Below are 16,220 nucleotides of genomic sequence, written 5' to 3'. Positions count from 1 at the left end.
AACGCCTCCCAACCCGGCCAGGAGAGGTATATCCTTGACGGGGAGGCGCCAGAGTGATAAGAAAGGCCCCATTCAAGGAGCTCTTCATGCCGTCTTCCCTCCCCACCGATCTGCCGCTGAGCGAAGCCTTCCCGGAAAGTGTCTTCAGTATCACCACCCTTGAAGATGAAATTCGCGCCGACCGCTTCTGCCACCAGCTGCTGCTCCGTTTCGCTTCCGACCTGGTCGCCGCCGGCGACTTCGATTCGGCCGCAGCCGGCGCCCTCGCCCATGGCGCCGACTACTTTCTGCGCGAATTCGTCATCGGCGATCGCCGCGAGAACATCCTGCAATTGCAGCCGCAACGCCTGCGGCAGTTTGCCGGCAACTGGTACATCGTGCGCAACCTCGAACCGAACCTGAAGGAGCTTTGCGCCATCCTCGAGGGGGTCACGGTCTTTTATCACTACCTGGCCGAACAGGGACTGGTTCCGCCGACCCTGGCAACCGAAATGCAAAACCAGGCCAGAGACGTCGAATTCTTTCGCGGGCGCATCGACGCCTTCTGGGCTATCGACAACGACGGCTACAGCCGCTGGGACCGGGCCTGTCCGGTCGGCGACTGAACCGACCACCGGGAAGACTACGCATGGCCCAGCTCTCGGCAAAAATCCGCGCTGCCAGCATCTCGATTCTCACCGCCACCAGCCTCGCCATCCTGAAGCTGGTCGCCGGCGTCATGACCGGCTCGATGGCGGTCCTCTCCTCGGCGATCGACTCCCTGCTCGACATCCTGATGTCCGGAGTGAACTTTCTCGCCATCCGCCAGGCGGAACAGCCCGCCGACGAAAACCACCCCTTCGGCCACGGCAAGTACGAAACCCTGGCGACGATGATCCAGTCGCTGGTGATCGCCGGCTCGGGCATCTGGATCATCGCCGAGTCGATCTCCCGGCTGCGCGCCGGGGTGACCCTCACCCGCATCGACAGCGGCATCGTCGTCCTCCTGATCGGAACCATCGCTTCGGTCCTGATCAGTCGCTACCTGCGCCGGGTCGCCAAGGCGACCGACTCGTCGGCGCTGCAGGCCGATTCGCTCCACTTCGCCATGGACGTTTACACCAACCTCGGCCTGATGCTCGGCCTGATCCTTATCCGCTTTGTCGCCATCCCCTGGCTCGACCCGGTCCTCTCCATTCTCATCGCCTGTTATATCCTCTTCGAAGCGCTGCGCCTGGTCCGCCAGGGCCTGCGCGACGTCCTCGACGAGGAGCTGCCTGCGGTGGTACGTGACGAGGTCGACCGCCTGATCCAGGCTCACGAGCATGACATCACCGGCTACCACAACCTGCGCACCCGGCGCGCCGGTTCGCAGAAGATCATGGATTTCCACCTCACTGTCTGCAAGCACCTCTCGGTGGAAGAGGCACACAGCATTGCCGATCACCTCGAAAAGCGCATCGAAGCCGACATCCAGGGGGCCGATGTCACCATCCACATCGAGCCCTGCCGGCGCGAGCATTGCCCCGGGCGCGAAGACTGTCCCAGCGACTCGACCCGCCTGGACGAGGATGATCAGGCCGCCTCCTGAACTCAACGCAGCATCCTCCCCCCTTCCTGACTACAAAAAAAGACCGCCCGGCGTTCACGCGCGCCCGACGGTCTTTCTGGTTACTGTTCCGGTTGCCTGCTGCGGCCCGGCACCCTGCCCCGAATCTGCTTTAGGCGCCCCTGCTGTCCACGGCCTTCAGTTTTTCCAGCCGCTCGAAGACCTCGCGGCTGCCGGCCTGGCGCTCTTCCATCGCTTGGAATATCCGCCCGACCATGCCGGTGACCACCCGGGCCGCCGCTTCGATATCCCGGGTCGACTGCTGTTGCCGGGTGGTCGCCTCGGCCATGTCGTCGGCCATGGTCACGACCTCTTCGATCGACTTGACAATGCTGCGGGTCCCCTGGGCCTGCTCCCGGGAGGCGACAAAGACCTGGGAAGACATTTCGCCGAGATCCTCGATCGATTGGCTCACCGACTCGACCGCCTTGGATACCTCGCGGGTCGCCTTGCGGATATCCTGGGCCATGAGCATCGCCTGCTCGGAAGATTGCAGGATCTGCTGCAGGGAAATTTCCAGGTCATTCCCCTTATCGATCCCCTGCCTGACCAGGCTGCGGGTCTGGCCGATATGGTCGACAGTCTCCCGGGTGAAGGACTGGATCTCCTCGACAATGGCGGTGATCGCCCCGGTCGAATTGGCTGCTTCCTGGGAGAGGCTGCGCACCTCGTCCGCCACTACGGCGAAGGAGCGCCCGTTTTCACCGGCCTGGGCGGCGATGATGGCCGCGTTGAGGGCAAGCAGGTTGGTCTTCTGGGTGATTTCGGTAATCACCCCGGTGATGGTGCCGATCTCCTCACTCTTTTCAGCCAGACGATCGATGGCGGCTACGGCCTCGTCGACCGAACCGGCAATCCCCTGCAGTCCCTCCAGGGTATCGGACACCCCGGCGCGCCCTTCTTCGGCCTGGCGGCGCACGGTCTCCGACATGCTGTGGGAGCGGGCGCCGTTCTCCTCCACTGACTTGATGGTATTGCCGATTTCGGTCATCGCCGAAATGGAACGGTCCATGAAATCGTTGAGCTGGTTGAGGTTCTGGCTCACCTGTTCGATCGAGACCGAAATTTCGCTCGCCGCCGAGCGGGTGGTGTCAACCGCGTGGCGGACGACATCGGCGGCGTGGACAATTTCGGCAATCGACGCGCCGGTCGCCGAGGTGGCGCGATAGAGCGACTCGTCACAGCGCGCGTGCTCTTCCCGGTAGCGCAGCAGTTCGGCAAAGGTCTTTTCGAGCTCCCGGGTCAGGGTCTCGACCGCCTGCAGCAGTTCGAGCTTGGTCAGGGTCGAGGAGACCTGGTCGGCAAAAAGCTTGACGGTATCGACATCGGTATCGTCGAGGGCTTTACGCTTGATCTTGTTGTCGACGCCGAAGAGTCCCACCACTTCGTCGCGGACAATGATTGGACAGAGGATGAAGCTGCGTGACCGCAGCTGGACAATGCGGTCACAGGGGGCCTTGAGATGGAATTCGTCCGGGTAGCGCGTGATGTCATCGACCAGCAGCAGTCGCTGGTCGCGCACGGCGAGAAAGAGCGCGCCGCCCCGTTCGTCGAGGGGAACCGTCAGGCCCTTGACGTTGTCATTGCCGCTGCCACGGCTGGCGGTAAATTCGAGGCAGTCCCGTTCCTTGTTGACCATGAGGATGTTGACCCGGTCGTAGCCGAGGATTTCATGGAGGCCATCCGCGGCAAGGTGCATCACCTGGCGCGGGTCGCTGGTCTTCTGGATGTGGTTGTTGATGGCATGGAAGTTCTTGATGCCGTTATTGAGGTCCCGAAAGCGGCGCTCGAACTCTTCCTTCTGGGTGGCAACGGTGGTGTTGAGCTCATCGAGACGGGCCGCCCGCTCGTGAATCTGCTGGGAAGCGCTGCCGATCAGATAGCCGAAGGTGCCGAGAACCAGCGCGGTCCCGCCAGCCATGTAACCGTACAGGGCCAGGCTCTCGGCGCTGCGAACGATATCGTCGAAAATCTGCTCAAACAGGCCGATCGACGGATCGCGGAACAGGATCAGGCGCAGGGCAATCCAGCCGACCGGCGCCAGAAAACCGAGGCAGACGCCATAGAAGGCGTAGCTCCAGCTGCGTTCGAATTCCAGGCCTGAGCGCATAATGGCTTCTCCCTCTCCCCTGTCGTCAGACTTTGCCGGAATAAAAAAAGGCACCCACGGGGGCGCCCCCCTGGTGCCGCATGCACTGTTTCCCCGAGTGATTCAGCGACATGCCCACTCCATTCGCAAAAGGCTGGCAGTCAACCTTAACTGGCTGAATTCACGAAATCCTTGGCGTACAGTAACGGGCTGATTAGCCATCGTCAAGAAAAAACCGGGTCTGCCCGCTTCAGCGACCGAGACAGATCCCCAGCTCCTCGGCGGTCCGGCAGAGGTCTCCGGCGGGGTCGACCAGGTTCAGCGCTTCGACGGCGGCGGCGATCGGTACCGAGTCGACCGCGCGGCCGGCCAGGGCGACCATCCGCCCGAATTCCCCCTGCTCCACCAGCTGCACCGCCTTGACCCCGAAACGGGAACCGAGGATGCGGTCGAAGGGGGTCGGGCTGCCGCCCCGCTGTAAATGACCGAGAACCACCACCCGATTCTCCATCTCGAAACGTGCGCCTAGCTGCGCCGCCAGGGTCTGTCCGATCCCGCCGAGTCGTTCGACCCCGAGATTCTCCCCGGCACTCACTCGTACCACCTTGCCGCCATCCGCAGGGTGAGCCCCTTCGGCAACCACCAGGATGGAGAAGCGGCTCCCCCGTTCGCGGCGACCGGCAATCGCGGCACAAATAGCATCGAGAGAATAGGGAATTTCCGGCAGCAGGATCACATCCGCCGAACCAGCAATCCCCGCTTCAAGAGCAATCCAGCCAGCATCCCGCCCCATGACCTCGACGATCATCACCCGGTGATGGCTCTCTGCCGTGCTGTGGAGGCGATCAAGGGCTTCGGTCACCACGCCGACCGCCGAGTTGTAGCCGAAGGTGACGTCGGTTCCCTGCAGGTCATTATCGATGGTCTTCGGCACCGCGACGATATTAAGCCCCAGTTCGCCGAGCCGGCGCGCAATCTTCAGGGTGCCGTCGCCGCCGACGGTGATCAAAACGGTGGCTCCCAGTTCGCGAAAATTGGCCACTACTTCGGCCGAAACATCGCGCAGCACGATCTCCCCCTTTTCGCGCACCGGGTAGGCGAAAGGGTTGCCGCGGTTGCTGGTACCGAGAATCGTCCCCCCCTGCGGCAGGATGCCACGGACGGCGGCGAGGTCGAGTTCGCGCCAGCGCGGCGTGCCGACCAGGCCGTCAAAGCCGTCTTCGATGCCGATGACCCGCCAGCCTCGCTGCAGCACCGCAGCCCGTACGACCCCACGAATGACCGCGTTAAGCCCCGGACAGTCACCGCCACCGGTAAGAATGGCAATGGTCGGTTTCATCTATCTCCTCCCTTGCGAAGGGCGGCCATCACCGAGGCGCTTTCGGATCGGTCGCGATCGCCAGCTTGCCGAACCCGGCCGCCCGCGCTGCATCCATCAGCTCGACCACCTGGCCGTGACGACTCTCGGTATCGGCATAAAGGACAAAGGTCATCGCCGCGCCGCGGGGACCAAAAGCATCGAGTCGCCGGCGCAGTTCTGCCAGAGTGACCGCTTCGTCGCCGAGGGAGATTTTCCCCGCGGACGAAAGGTAGACCTTGACCTCCTTGGGTTCGGCATCACTCCGTTTTGCACCCGATTCGGGGAGCCTGATGGTCAGCCCCGGGTTCTCGACGAAGGTGGTCGAGATCATGAAGAAGATCAGCAGCAGAAAGACGACATCGACCATCGAGGTCAGGTCGACCTTCGGCTCATCGCGCCGTTTGCGCAGCCAGGCCATCGCTTCAGCTCTCCTCGCTGCCGAGAAGATCAACGATCTGCAGCGACCAGCCTTCCATCTCCAGCAACAGCCGGTCGAGACGCCCGGAGAGATACTTGTGCAGCAGGATAGTGGGGATCGCCACGGCCAGCCCGGCCGCGGTGGTGATCAGCGCCTGGGAGATGCCGCCACCGAGGGTCGCCGGGGTACCGACCCCCTGGGTGGCGATGACATTGAAGGCCTGGATCATCCCCAGCACGGTCCCCAGCAATCCCAGCAGCGGGGAGAGGGAGGCAATGGTGCCGAGCAGGCCGAGGTAGCGTTCTAGGGGGGCAGCCTCCCGGCGGCCGGCTTCCTCGGTGACCTCCTTGATCTGGGTGCGGGTGCGACCGGCGGCACGCAGGGCGGCGAAGACCACCCGCCCGAGCGGCGTATCGGCGCGCTGGCAGGCCGCCACCGCTTCGACCAGACGCTTGGCTCCGAGCAGGCTGACCACCTCCCGAATCAGTTCTTCGCTTCCGCGGCGGAAGCGATAAAAGGCCAGGATCCGTTCCAGAAAAATGGCCAGACCGAGGACCGAACAGAAGAGGATCGGGTACATGAGCGGCCCGCCCTTTTGAAAAATCTCCAGCATGAAAGCAGCGTCCTTTCCGGGTTGAAATCAGTTTTCGTTGTCTGCTCCCCCCGCTGCCGCCGGGGAGGCGGAATTGCGGCCGGCGCCTCGCGCCAGTTCCCGTTCGAGCCGGGCAATCTGGCGCCGCAGGGCAGTCTGGCGCACCGCCCCGACCAGTGCCGCAAGGAGGTAACCGAGAGCAAAAAAGACCAGCAGGAAGACAAAGAGGGGGAGTTCCGGGGTCTGGTAGCCAAAGGCGCTGACCCGCACCGGCGCGGCGTTGGTCAGGGCGAGGAAAAGCACCAGGCCGAGGATCAGCAAGGCCATGATGTTGCGAAAAATCGTCATTATTCGCTCCCGGGAAAGCCGTCACGCAGCAGTTCGTAGGTCGTCAGCAGGTGCTGCGGGATAACCCGCACATCGGCAAAGACCGGCATGAAATTGGTGTCACCGCTCCAGCGCGGAACAATGTGAAGGTGGAGGTGTTCGGCAATCCCGGCCCCGGCGATCTGGCCAAGGTTCATGCCGATATTGAAACCCTGGGCGCCGACCCGTTCGGCAAGAACCTGGCGGCTGCGGCACAGCAGACGGTGCATGTCGAGTACCTCGGCCTCGCCCAGACTGTCCAGGTCCGAAGTGTGCCGATGAGGAGCTATCAGGAGGTGGCCATTGCTGTAAGGATAACGGTTCATCAGGACACAGGCCAGGGGGGTACGGGCGAGGACCAGGCGCGCTGAATCTTCAGCAGCCCGGTCGCCGAGACAGAAGATGCAGTCGCCTTCCCCTTTTTCACCCTGGATATAGTCGAGCCGCCAGGGCGCCCAGAGCCGTTCCATACCCGCTCCTTCAGTCACTGTCGATGTTGATGATCCGCCCCTCGATGGTCGTCCCGAGTTCGAGCAGACCGACCGAATGCCAGGGGGCCTGGCGGCGATCGCTGGGACTCCCGGGATTGAAGAGTAACACGCCTTCCCGGCGTTCGCAGCACGGGAGATGACTGTGGCCGAAAACCAGGCAGTCCAGGGCCTCCCCCCGGAATGCTTCCAGCACCTTGCCGGCCACTCCATCGGGAGGACCCCAGCCATGAATCAGCCCGATGCGGAAACCGCCGATTTCAAGGATCCGTCGTTGCGGCAGGTTGCGGCGGGGCGGATCGAGGTTCCCGCGCACCTGGAAAATGGTCCGGTCGCTCAACCCGAGCAGTACATCCGGATCGACGAGATCACCCGCGTGCAGGATGATTTCGGCATCCCCGAAGTAGCGGGTCACCAGTCCCTCCAGGAACGCCCCGCCGGTGGCGAATCCGTGCAGGTGGGTATCTGAAAGTACGCCGATGCGTTGCATTTGGGAGATTCAGCCCCTCGCCCTGACCCGTAAAACAGTCCTGTCGGGATGTCTCAGCCCGGCTCGATGGACCAGACCCTGACTCCATCCCGGTACCGACCTGTTGTACCCTTGCGACCGGGGAGTGTCAATCGGATTTGAGTTTTGACCGGGACGTAACCAGCGGCGGAAATATTCCTGGAATGGCCGAAATCGGCCACCCCAGAAGCTCGCCACTACCCAGTCCGAATGTCAATTCTTCGCCTTGGTACGTTGACGCCGCGCTAATTGGCGATATTTTATCAAAAGCAAAGGGCTTGGCACCATGATTGCTGAAAATCACGAACGATGTTTCGGAAACATTGTTTTCTTTGGATTAGGCAAACCAGAATACCCTTGACAACTGACAATTCAGGCGCTATTTTCCGGCTTTATCTTCAGTAAAATTTTATCTTATTTTTTTAGCTAAACTTATTTTGGCCCGTCCAAACGGAAACGACATTCGCCCCGCTTCAGCGTGAGGCCATCGGCACCAATCACCCGGACAGGAGGACCACCCCCATGTCAAAACGTCAGGACGCCCTGGACTATCACAGTTCAGGCCGTAAAGGAAAAATCGAAGTCATCACCACCAAACCCTGCGCTACCAGCCGCGATCTCTCTCTCGCCTACAGCCCCGGCGTCGCCGAACCCTGCCTGGAGATCGAAAAAGACCCGGCCATGGCCTATGAATATACGGCCAAGGGGAATCTGGTTGCCGTCGTCTCCAACGGCACGGCGGTCCTCGGCCTCGGTGACATCGGCGCCATGGCCGGCAAACCGGTGATGGAGGGGAAAGGGGTCCTCTTCAAGCGTTTCGCCGATGTGGATGTCTTTGATATCGAGCTGAACACCAAGGATTCGGATGAAATCATCCGCACCGTCAAGATCCTCGAACCGACTTTCGGCGGCATCAATCTTGAGGACATCAAGGGACCCGAGTGCTTCTACATTGAGGAAGAGCTGAAGAAGATCATGAACATCCCGGTCTTCCACGATGACCAGCACGGCACCGCCATCATCGCCAATGCCGGCCTCATCAACGCCCTGGAGATCGTCGGCAAGAAGATCGAGGATGTGAAGATCGTTGTCAATGGCGCCGGTGCTGCTGGTATCGCCTGTGCCAACATGGCGCTGGTCCTCGGCGCCAAACCGGAAAATCTTTACGCCTGCGACACCAAGGGGGTCATCTACAAGGGACGCCAGGAAGGGATGAACCCTTTCAAGGAGCGCCTCGCCAACGATACCGCGGCGCGCACCCTCGAAGATGCCATGGCAGGTGCCGACGTCTTCTTCGGCGTCTCGGCCAAGGGAGCCGTAACTCCGGAGATGGTCAAGTCGATGGCCAAAGATCCAGTGATCTTCGCCATGGCCAACCCCGATCCGGAAATTACTCCGGACGAGGCCAAGGCGGTCCGGGACGACGTCATCGTCGGTACCGGGCGCAGCGACTATAACAACCAGGTCAACAATGTCCTCTGTTTCCCCTTCCTCTTCCGCGGCGCGCTCGACACCCATGCCACGGCGATCAACGACGAGATGAAGATGGCGGCCTGCCTGGCGCTGGCCAACCTTGCCAAGCAGGACGTCCCGGACTCGGTGCGCAAGGCCTACGGCAACGTCGAGATCAGCTTCGGCCGCGAGTATTTGATCCCCAAACCCTTCGATCCCCGGGTTCTGCTCCATGTCGCCCCGGCCGTGGCCAAGGCGGCGATGGACAGCGGGGTGGCTCGCCGTCCGATCGAGAACATGGAGAAGTACAAGGAGCACCTGGAAGCCTTGCAGGGCCGTTCCAAGGAGATCATGCGCACCCTGATCAACAAGGCCAAGGCCCAGCCGAAGCGGGTCGTCTTCCCGGAAGGGGAGGAGGAGAAAATCCTGCGCGCCGCCCAGGTTCTGGTCGAGGAGGGGATCGCGATCCCGATCCTGCTCGGCGACCTCAAGGAGATCAACGACAAGATCCAGGAGCTCGGTCTCGACCTGAAGGGGGTGCAGATCATAGACCCGGCGACCTCGGACATCCGCGGCGAATATATCGACGAGCTCTTCGAACTGCGCCAGCGCAAGGGGATTACCCGCGCCGAAGCAAAGCGGCTGATCAAGAAGAACCGCAACTACTACGGGGCGATGATGGTACAGCACGGCGACGCCGATGCGCTCCTTTCCGGCCTCAACCACCATTATCCGGAAACAATCCGGCCGGCTCTCGAGGTGATCGGAAAGCAGGAAGGGCTCTCCAAGGTCCACGGCCTCTACATGCTGGTCTTCAAGAAGCAGGTCGTCTTCTGCGCCGACGCCACGGTGACTATCGAGCCGACCGCCGAGGAGCTGGCCGAGACCGCCATCCTCACCGCCAAGAAGGCCCGCCACTTCGAGGTCGAGCCGAAGGTGGCGATGCTCTCCTTCTCCAACTTCGGCAGCGCCGAGCATCCGTTGACCCTCAAGGTCAAGCGCGCCACCGCCCTGGTCAAGGAGTGGGCCCCCGACCTGATCGTCGACGGTGAGATTCAGGCCAATGTCGCCCTCGATCCGGAACTGACCGCGATCCAGTACCCCTTCTCCAAGCTCAAGGGGGATGCCAATGTCCTGATCTTCCCCGACCTGCAGTCCGGGAACATCTGCTACAAGCTCCTCAACAAGCTCGGCGGCGCCGAGACCGTCGGGCCAATCCTGATGGGAATGAAGAAACCGGTGCATGTCCTGCAGCGCGGCGACGATGTCGGCGACATCATCAACATGGCCGCGGTGGCGGTAGTGGACGCCCAGGAACTGGCCGACCGCTGAAAACTGAACGACTGTTGTCACGGAAAACCCGGGGGAGCGAAACCGCTCCCCCGGGTTTTATTGTCATTGCTCCGATGGCCCCCAGAGTTCCTATGGGACTTATGAATACCATGCTTTCCTGCTCCCTTCCCCCTTCCCTGCCCGGTTCTTTCCTGCTAAGATTGCCCCTCAACAAACCCGGCCTGCGGCCGGTCCGAGAGGAGTTTCTTTCATGAAGTACCAGAGTACCCGCGGCGGCGTTAAAGGCATCCCCTTCAAGGACGCCGTGATGATGGGACTGGCCGATGACGGTGGCCTGCTGCTGCCGGAATCGATCCCGACGCTGACCCCCGGCGACCTCGACGCCCTGGCCAGTCTCGCCTATCCCGAGCTCGCCTTCCAGGTGATCTCGCGTTTCGCCACCGATATTCCTGCGGCCGATCTGAAGTTGTTGATCGAACACTCCTATGCCAGCTTCACCCACCCGGAGGTGACACCGGTCGTCCATCAGGACGGCGTCTACATTCTCGAACTTTTTCACGGGCCGACCCTCGCCTTCAAGGATGTCGCCCTGCAACTGCTCGGCAACCTCTTCGAGTATCTGCTCGCCGAACGCGGTGAGCATATGAATATCATCGGCGCCACCAGCGGCGACACCGGCAGCGCCGCAATTTACGGGGTGCGCGGCAAACAGAACATCAATATCTTCATCCTGCATCCCCATGGAAAAGTCTCTCCGATCCAGGAACTGCAGATGACGACGGTGACCGATGCCAACGTCTTCAACCTGGCGATCGAGGGAACCTTTGACGATGGCCAGCGCATCGTCAAGGAAATTTTCGGCGACCTTGCCTTCAAGGCAAAGTACGCCCTCGGCGCCGTCAACTCCATCAACTGGGCGCGGGTCCTGGCGCAGGTGGTCTATTACTTCCATGCCTGGGCCGAGATCCGGCGCAGCACCGGCTGCCGGGAGCTCTACTTCTCGGTGCCGACCGGCAACTTCGGCGACATCTTTGCCGGCTATATCGCCAGGCGCATGGGGCTGCCGGTCAAGCGCCTGATCCTCGCCACCAACGAGAACAACATCCTCTCCCGCTTCGTCCGAGACGGCGACTACTCGGTCGGCAGCGTCGTCCCGACCCTGTCGCCATCGATGGACATCCAGGTGGCGAGCAACTTCGAGCGTTACCTCTTCTACCTTTTCGACGAAAACCCCGCGCAGGTCAAGGCAGCCATGGCCGCCTTCCAGAAGAGCGGCAGTCTCCCTTTCGACGCCGCGCAGCGCGCCAGGGTCGCCGACGACTTCCTCGCCCTCACCGTCGATACCGCTCAGACCGTGGCAACGATTCGCGACTTTTACGCCGCCACCGGCTACACCCTCGATCCGCACACCGCAGTCGGCGTCCGGGCGGCCAAAGAACTCGCCGGCGGCGAAGTCCCGGTGGTCTGCCTCGCCACTGCCCACCCGGCCAAGTTCGCCGAGGCGGTCCTGCATGCGACCGGCAAAAATCCGCAGCGGCCGGCATCTCTTGCCGGGATTGAGGAGCGGGAGAAGCGCTGTGAGGTGATCGCTGCGGACACGGCAACGGTCAAGGCGTATGTGGAGAAACACGCGCTCTGACGAGCCTCGCCGCTACCCGCCGCAACAAAAAGACCCGGGGCCAGCTTCTGCCGGCCCCGGGTCTTTTTGTTGCGTCTCTGCTTTTAGGTCGAGGCCACCCTATGATTCCCGAGCAGCGGCAAAGGTCCGGGCAAAATCTTCCGCAAACATCTCCAGGGTGGTCCCGGTCGTGTTGCGGTCGGTTCGCGGCCGGCCAACGGCAAATTTCCCCTCGTTAAGGGCCCGGCTCATTTCGATGAAGAGGCGCGCGGCGTCCCGTCCCATCCCCATCGCCAACATTCCCAGCTCGGCCTCGGTATAGTTGAACTGATGGTATTTGAGGCCCGGCTTGCCGATCGCACGGCCGATGATGGCCGTCGCTTCCCGGAAGGTCAGATCGCGCGGCCCAAGCAGGTCTTCGACCACCTTGCCGGTGAAATCCCGCCGGGCCAGGTGCTCGGCAACCCGTTCGGCAATATCGCAGGTCGCGATCATGGCAATCGGCTGGTCACCGCGAACCGCCGAACCGGTCATCCCCATTTTGCGAATAAGGGGTATGGACATCTCCAGGTTCTCCATGAAGTAGGCTGGCCGCAGGTGCAGGATATTTACCCCCGCCAGGCGGTTCAGCCGCTCCTCCTGATCACGCAGTCCGAGTATCGGGCCACTGCCGGCCGACAGCTCGGCCCCCTGGCTGCTGAGGTTGACGACATGGGTGACGCCGGCGCCCCTGATCGCAGCGGCGATGGCCGCACCGATCTCGTTCTGGAAGCCGCGAAACGACTTGGCGCCATGGTTCGGCGGGATCATGGCGAAGAGCGCCGTGGCGCCGGCAAAGGCATCGGCAAGAAAGACGCCATCACCCAGCTCGCCCACGCCGGCTTCGGCACCGCGCGCCACCAGCGGCTCCAGGCGCTCGGCGCGACGACCGATCACCCGCACCTTTTTGCCCATGGAGAGCAAGCGCTCGGCCGCCTGGCTACCGATATGCCCCGTCGCTCCCGTGATGACAATCATGAAATTCTCCTTCGCCCCCCCGGCTCCCCGTTCGGCACTCCCGCCGCCACGAAACGACATCGGTTCATTATACTGTCGATGGCCGGGTTTGCGCCGCTGCCGGGTCCGGCCAACTTTATCAAATCTTTACACGGCATTTAAGCAGGCATTGCGCAGATGCATTATGCTGTCTATCAAGACAGAGCAGAAATTCACCAACGTTTCCGGGTGCCCTAACGGACCCGTTCCGGGAGGTCTTCATGAAAACGATAGTAACTGCATTGGCAGCCCTGACCCTAACCTTGCTAACCGGCCTGACCGCCTGGGGTGCAGATCCGGCCCCTGGCACACCCCCCGGCCCGGCGATGACCGCCAGCGCCGTCTTTGCCGGCGGCTGTTTCTGGTGTACCGAGTCCGATTTTGAAAAACTCCCCGGGGTGATCGACGCCATCTCCGGCTATACCGGCGGGGAGATGGCCAACCCGAGCTACGAACAGGTCTCGGCCGGTGGCACCGGCCATGTGGAAGCGGTCAAGGTGATCTACGACCCGACACGCATCACCTACCCGCAGCTCCTCGACTGGTTCTGGCGCCATATCGACCCCACCGACGCCGGCGGCCAGTTTGTCGATCGCGGTTCCCAGTACCGCAGTGCGATTTTTTACGCCAACCCCGAGCAGCAGCGCGCAGCGGAAGCCTCCAAGGCACAGCTCGCTGTCTCCGGTCCTTTCAGTAAAAAAATCGTCACCGCCATCGAACCGCTCGGCCCCTTCTACCCGGCCGAAGACTATCACCAGAATTACTACAAGGAGAACCCGGTTCGCTATCACTACTACCGCTGGGGTTCGGGGCGGGACCAGTTTCTGGAAAAGAGCTGGGGGAAAGCCGAGGTCGACAAACTTCCCGCCGGCCGGGACGGGATGGAGATGAAGATGGAACCGAAGAGCGGCAAGGAGATGGGTGAGCCGGGCATGACCGCTAAAGGGATGGCGCCGGTGGTCCACAAGGAGCGGACCTACACCATCCCCGACGACGCCACTCTGCGCCGGCTGCTGACCCCGATCCAGTACCAGGTGACGCGGGAGGACGGCACCGAGCCCCCCTTTAAGAACCCGTATTGGGACAACCATGCAGCGGGCATCTATGTCGACATCATCTCCGGGGAACCCCTCTTCAGTTCTACCGACAAGTACGACTCGGGGACCGGCTGGCCAAGCTACACCCGGCCGCTCAACCAGCAGAACGTGGTGGAGGTGAAACACCCCGGCATCTTCGGCACCACCGTCGAGGTACGCAGCAGGCACGCCGACTCCCACCTCGGTCACGTCTTCAAGGACGGCCCGCCCCCGACTGGTCTGCGCTATTGCATCGACTCGGCGGCACTGCGCTTCATTCCCGCGGCCGATCTGGCCAGGGAAGGATACGAGGAGTATCTGCCGCTCTTCAACTAGGGGAGAGTTGTGAAAAAACGACAGCAGGGGCCGCAAATGCGGCCCCTGCTGTCGTTTTCTGCCAGTACTTGCGGATCAGACCGTCACGCCCTGCGCCATCAGCTTCGACATCGCCCGGGCAAAGGCGACCGGGTCCCGGGGGCGGTCCCCTTCGAGGAGGAGGGCCTGGTCGTAGAGCAGCTCCACATACTCCTTGAGCTGGGCACTCTTGGCGTCAGCGGCAAAAAGATCTTGCATGCGGACGATCAAGGGATGTTCCGAGTTGACCTCGAGGGCGCGTTGACCCCGGGGGACCTCCTGCCCCATGGCGCGGAACATCTTCTCCATCGCCGGGTCGAGATCGTGTTCGCCGGCGACCAGGCAGACGGCTGAGTCCTTGAGCCGTCCGGAAATGCGGACCGCACTGACCTGGTCCTTGAGCTCCTCCTGCATCATTTCGAGCAGGCCGCCGTATTCCTTCTGCTTCTCTTCCTTGTTGCTGTCACCGAGGTCGAGGTCCCCCTTGAGCGCCGACTGGAAGGGCTTCTCCTGGTAGCTGTCGAGACGGCTGATGATGATGTCATCGATATCGTCGGTCATCAGCAGGACTTCATACCCCTTCTCCTTGAAGATTTCGAGATAGGGGGAGGATTCGGCCGTCTTCCGGTCGGGCCCGGTCATGTAGTAGATCGACTCCTGCCCCTCGACCATCCGTGCCACGTAGTCGGCGAGGGTGATTTTCTTCCCCGCCTCGGTTTTGGTCGATTCGAAGAGGAGCAGTTCGGCAATGGCATCCTTGCGCTCGAAGTCGTGGTGAATCCCCTCCTTGAGGATGCGGCCGAACTGGCTGTAAAACTCGTCGAACCCGGCAGCATCCTCCTTCTTCATCTCCGCCAGGGTGTCGAGCACCTTCTTGGTGATGCTCTTTTTGATCACGCTGACGGTCTTGTTGTCCTGGAGGATTTCCCGGCTGACGTTGAGGGGGAGGTCGGAGGACTCAACCACCCCCTTGACGAAGCGCAGGTAGGGCGGCAGCATCGCCTCGCAGTGATCCATGATCTGCACCCGGCGCACGTAGAGGGTCGGCCCCACCTTGTAGTCCTGATAATAGATGTCGAAGGGGCGCTTCGCCGGCAAATAGAGAAGAGCCGAGAACTCCGTGGTCCCCTCCGCCCGGTAATGGATAACCCGGGCCGGGTCGGTGAAGTCGTGGGAGATATGCTTGTAAAATTCGTTGTACTCTTCCTCACCGATTTCGCTCTTGTCCTTGAGCCAGATCGCCTTGCGCGAGTTGAGGGTTTCGACTTTGGTCTCCTCGACCTGCTTCTCCTTGTCATCCGGATCGGGCTTGCTGCGGGTGACCGCCATCACCACCGGGTACTCGATGAAGTCGGAGTACTGTTTGACAATTTTTCGCAGTTCCCACTCCTGCAGGAACTCCTGGCAATCTTCCTTGAGATGGAGAACGACATCGGTGCCACGACTCTCCTTCACCCCATCCTCCAGGGTATAGCTGCCGTCGGCATCGGATTGCCAGACCACGGCCTGATCGGCGGGGGCCTGGGCGCTGCGGGTACGAACCGTGACCTGGTCGGCAACCATGAATGCCGAGTAGAAGCCGACCCCGAACTGGCCGATCAGCTCCGGGTTGTCCTTGACCTCACGACTCTCAAGGAGTTTCATAAACTCCTTGGTACCCGAATGGGCGATGGTGCCGAGGGCCTCGACGGCCTCGTCCCGGGTCATGCCGATGCCGTTGTCGCGGATGGTCAGGGTCCCGGTGGCACTGTCCGGAATCAGCTCGATCTGCCAATCCGAACCGTCGGGGTTGATGCTGCTATCGGTCAGGGAGAGATAGCGCGCCTTGTCGATGGCATCCGAGGCATTGGAGATCAGTTCGCGCAGGAAAATCTCCTTGTGGGAGTAGAGAGAATGGATCATCAGGTCGAGAATCTTGTTTACCTCGGCCTTGAACTTGCGTTTGCTGACCGTCATCGGACTGGTCCCTCCTGTGGGCAAAAG

14 protein-coding genes are annotated in these 16,220 nt (G+C 61.8%); 5 read left to right on the top strand and 9 right to left on the bottom strand.

The genetic code is table 11. The features are described from left to right. The first annotated feature begins 86 nt into the window (after positions 1-86). Positions 87-605, top strand: coding sequence for a hypothetical protein (locus ACYQ8E_RS02770; protein WP_066726799.1), 519 nt, complete (start codon positions 87-89; stop codon positions 603-605). A 23-nt stretch (positions 606-628) separates the two neighbouring features. Next, a complete protein-coding gene (locus tag ACYQ8E_RS02765) occupies positions 629-1,570 on the top strand; it encodes a cation diffusion facilitator family transporter (protein WP_066726795.1) in 942 nt (313 codons plus the stop codon). Between the two features lie 130 nt (positions 1,571-1,700). Here the strand turns inward: ACYQ8E_RS02765 and ACYQ8E_RS02760 are convergent, their stop codons facing one another. The 7 genes from ACYQ8E_RS02760 to ACYQ8E_RS02730 form a co-directional block, all read right to left on the bottom strand. Next, positions 1,701-3,698, bottom strand: a complete 1,998-nt coding sequence (locus ACYQ8E_RS02760; RefSeq protein ID WP_066726793.1) for a methyl-accepting chemotaxis protein — start codon at positions 3,696-3,698, stop codon at positions 1,701-1,703. 229 nt (positions 3,699-3,927) lie between these two features. After that, the gene (locus ACYQ8E_RS02755) at positions 3,928-5,016 is read right to left on the bottom strand and encodes an ATP-dependent 6-phosphofructokinase (RefSeq protein WP_066726791.1); all 1,089 of its coding nucleotides are present in this window, start codon (positions 5,014-5,016) and stop codon (positions 3,928-3,930) included. A 28-nt stretch (positions 5,017-5,044) separates the two neighbouring features. Further along, positions 5,045-5,455 carry an ExbD/TolR family protein gene (locus ACYQ8E_RS02750; protein ID WP_066726789.1) on the bottom strand — a complete coding sequence of 137 codons (411 nt, stop codon included), beginning with the start codon at positions 5,453-5,455 and terminating at the stop codon, positions 5,045-5,047. Positions 5,456-5,459: 4 nt separating this feature from the next. After that, complete coding sequence (locus ACYQ8E_RS02745) at positions 5,460-6,068, bottom strand: MotA/TolQ/ExbB proton channel family protein (protein WP_066726786.1); 609 nt, start codon at positions 6,066-6,068, stop codon at positions 5,460-5,462. 27 nt (positions 6,069-6,095) lie between these two features. Continuing rightward, complete coding sequence (locus tag ACYQ8E_RS02740; RefSeq protein WP_066726785.1) at positions 6,096-6,395, bottom strand: lipopolysaccharide assembly protein LapA domain-containing protein; 300 nt, start codon at positions 6,393-6,395, stop codon at positions 6,096-6,098. Then, positions 6,395-6,883, bottom strand: coding sequence for an HIT family protein (locus ACYQ8E_RS02735; RefSeq protein ID WP_066726783.1), 489 nt, complete (start codon positions 6,881-6,883; stop codon positions 6,395-6,397). The genes ACYQ8E_RS02740 and ACYQ8E_RS02735 overlap by 1 nt, the downstream gene beginning before the upstream one ends. 10 nt (positions 6,884-6,893) lie before the next feature. Then, positions 6,894-7,391 carry a metallophosphoesterase family protein gene (locus tag ACYQ8E_RS02730; RefSeq protein WP_066726781.1) on the bottom strand — a complete coding sequence of 166 codons (498 nt, stop codon included), beginning with the start codon at positions 7,389-7,391 and terminating at the stop codon, positions 6,894-6,896. Positions 7,392-7,931: 540 nt separating this feature from the next. On the opposite strand from ACYQ8E_RS02730, the gene ACYQ8E_RS02725 reads away from it, so the two are divergent. Then, positions 7,932-10,193 (top strand): NADP-dependent malic enzyme, encoded by a 2,262-nt coding sequence (locus ACYQ8E_RS02725; protein ID WP_459860040.1) that lies wholly within the window; start codon positions 7,932-7,934, stop codon positions 10,191-10,193. 211 nt (positions 10,194-10,404) lie between these two features. Continuing rightward, entirely contained in the window at positions 10,405-11,793 is a 1,389-nt protein-coding gene (gene thrC / locus ACYQ8E_RS02720) for a threonine synthase (protein WP_066726774.1), read from the top strand. Positions 11,794-11,892: 99 nt separating this feature from the next. Here the strand turns inward: thrC and ACYQ8E_RS02715 are convergent, their stop codons facing one another. Further along, complete coding sequence (locus ACYQ8E_RS02715; protein WP_066726772.1) at positions 11,893-12,789, bottom strand: NmrA family NAD(P)-binding protein; 897 nt, start codon at positions 12,787-12,789, stop codon at positions 11,893-11,895. A 239-nt stretch (positions 12,790-13,028) separates the two neighbouring features. Here ACYQ8E_RS02715 and msrA point away from each other — a divergent pair, with 239 nt between their 5' ends. Continuing rightward, positions 13,029-14,219 carry a peptide-methionine (S)-S-oxide reductase MsrA gene (msrA, locus tag ACYQ8E_RS02710; RefSeq protein WP_066726771.1) on the top strand — a complete coding sequence of 397 codons (1,191 nt, stop codon included), beginning with the start codon at positions 13,029-13,031 and terminating at the stop codon, positions 14,217-14,219. A 75-nt stretch (positions 14,220-14,294) separates the two neighbouring features. Here msrA and htpG read toward each other — a convergent pair whose 3' ends face one another. Further along, positions 14,295-16,193 (bottom strand): molecular chaperone HtpG, encoded by a 1,899-nt coding sequence (gene htpG, locus ACYQ8E_RS02705; protein ID WP_066726769.1) that lies wholly within the window; start codon positions 16,191-16,193, stop codon positions 14,295-14,297. Positions 16,194-16,220 lie beyond the last annotated feature (27 nt).

It is taken from the genome of Desulfuromonas carbonis (genome assembly GCF_054658035.1).
Note: the sequence above shows the minus strand (reverse complement) of the source record. Positions and strands in the feature narration are given on the sequence as shown.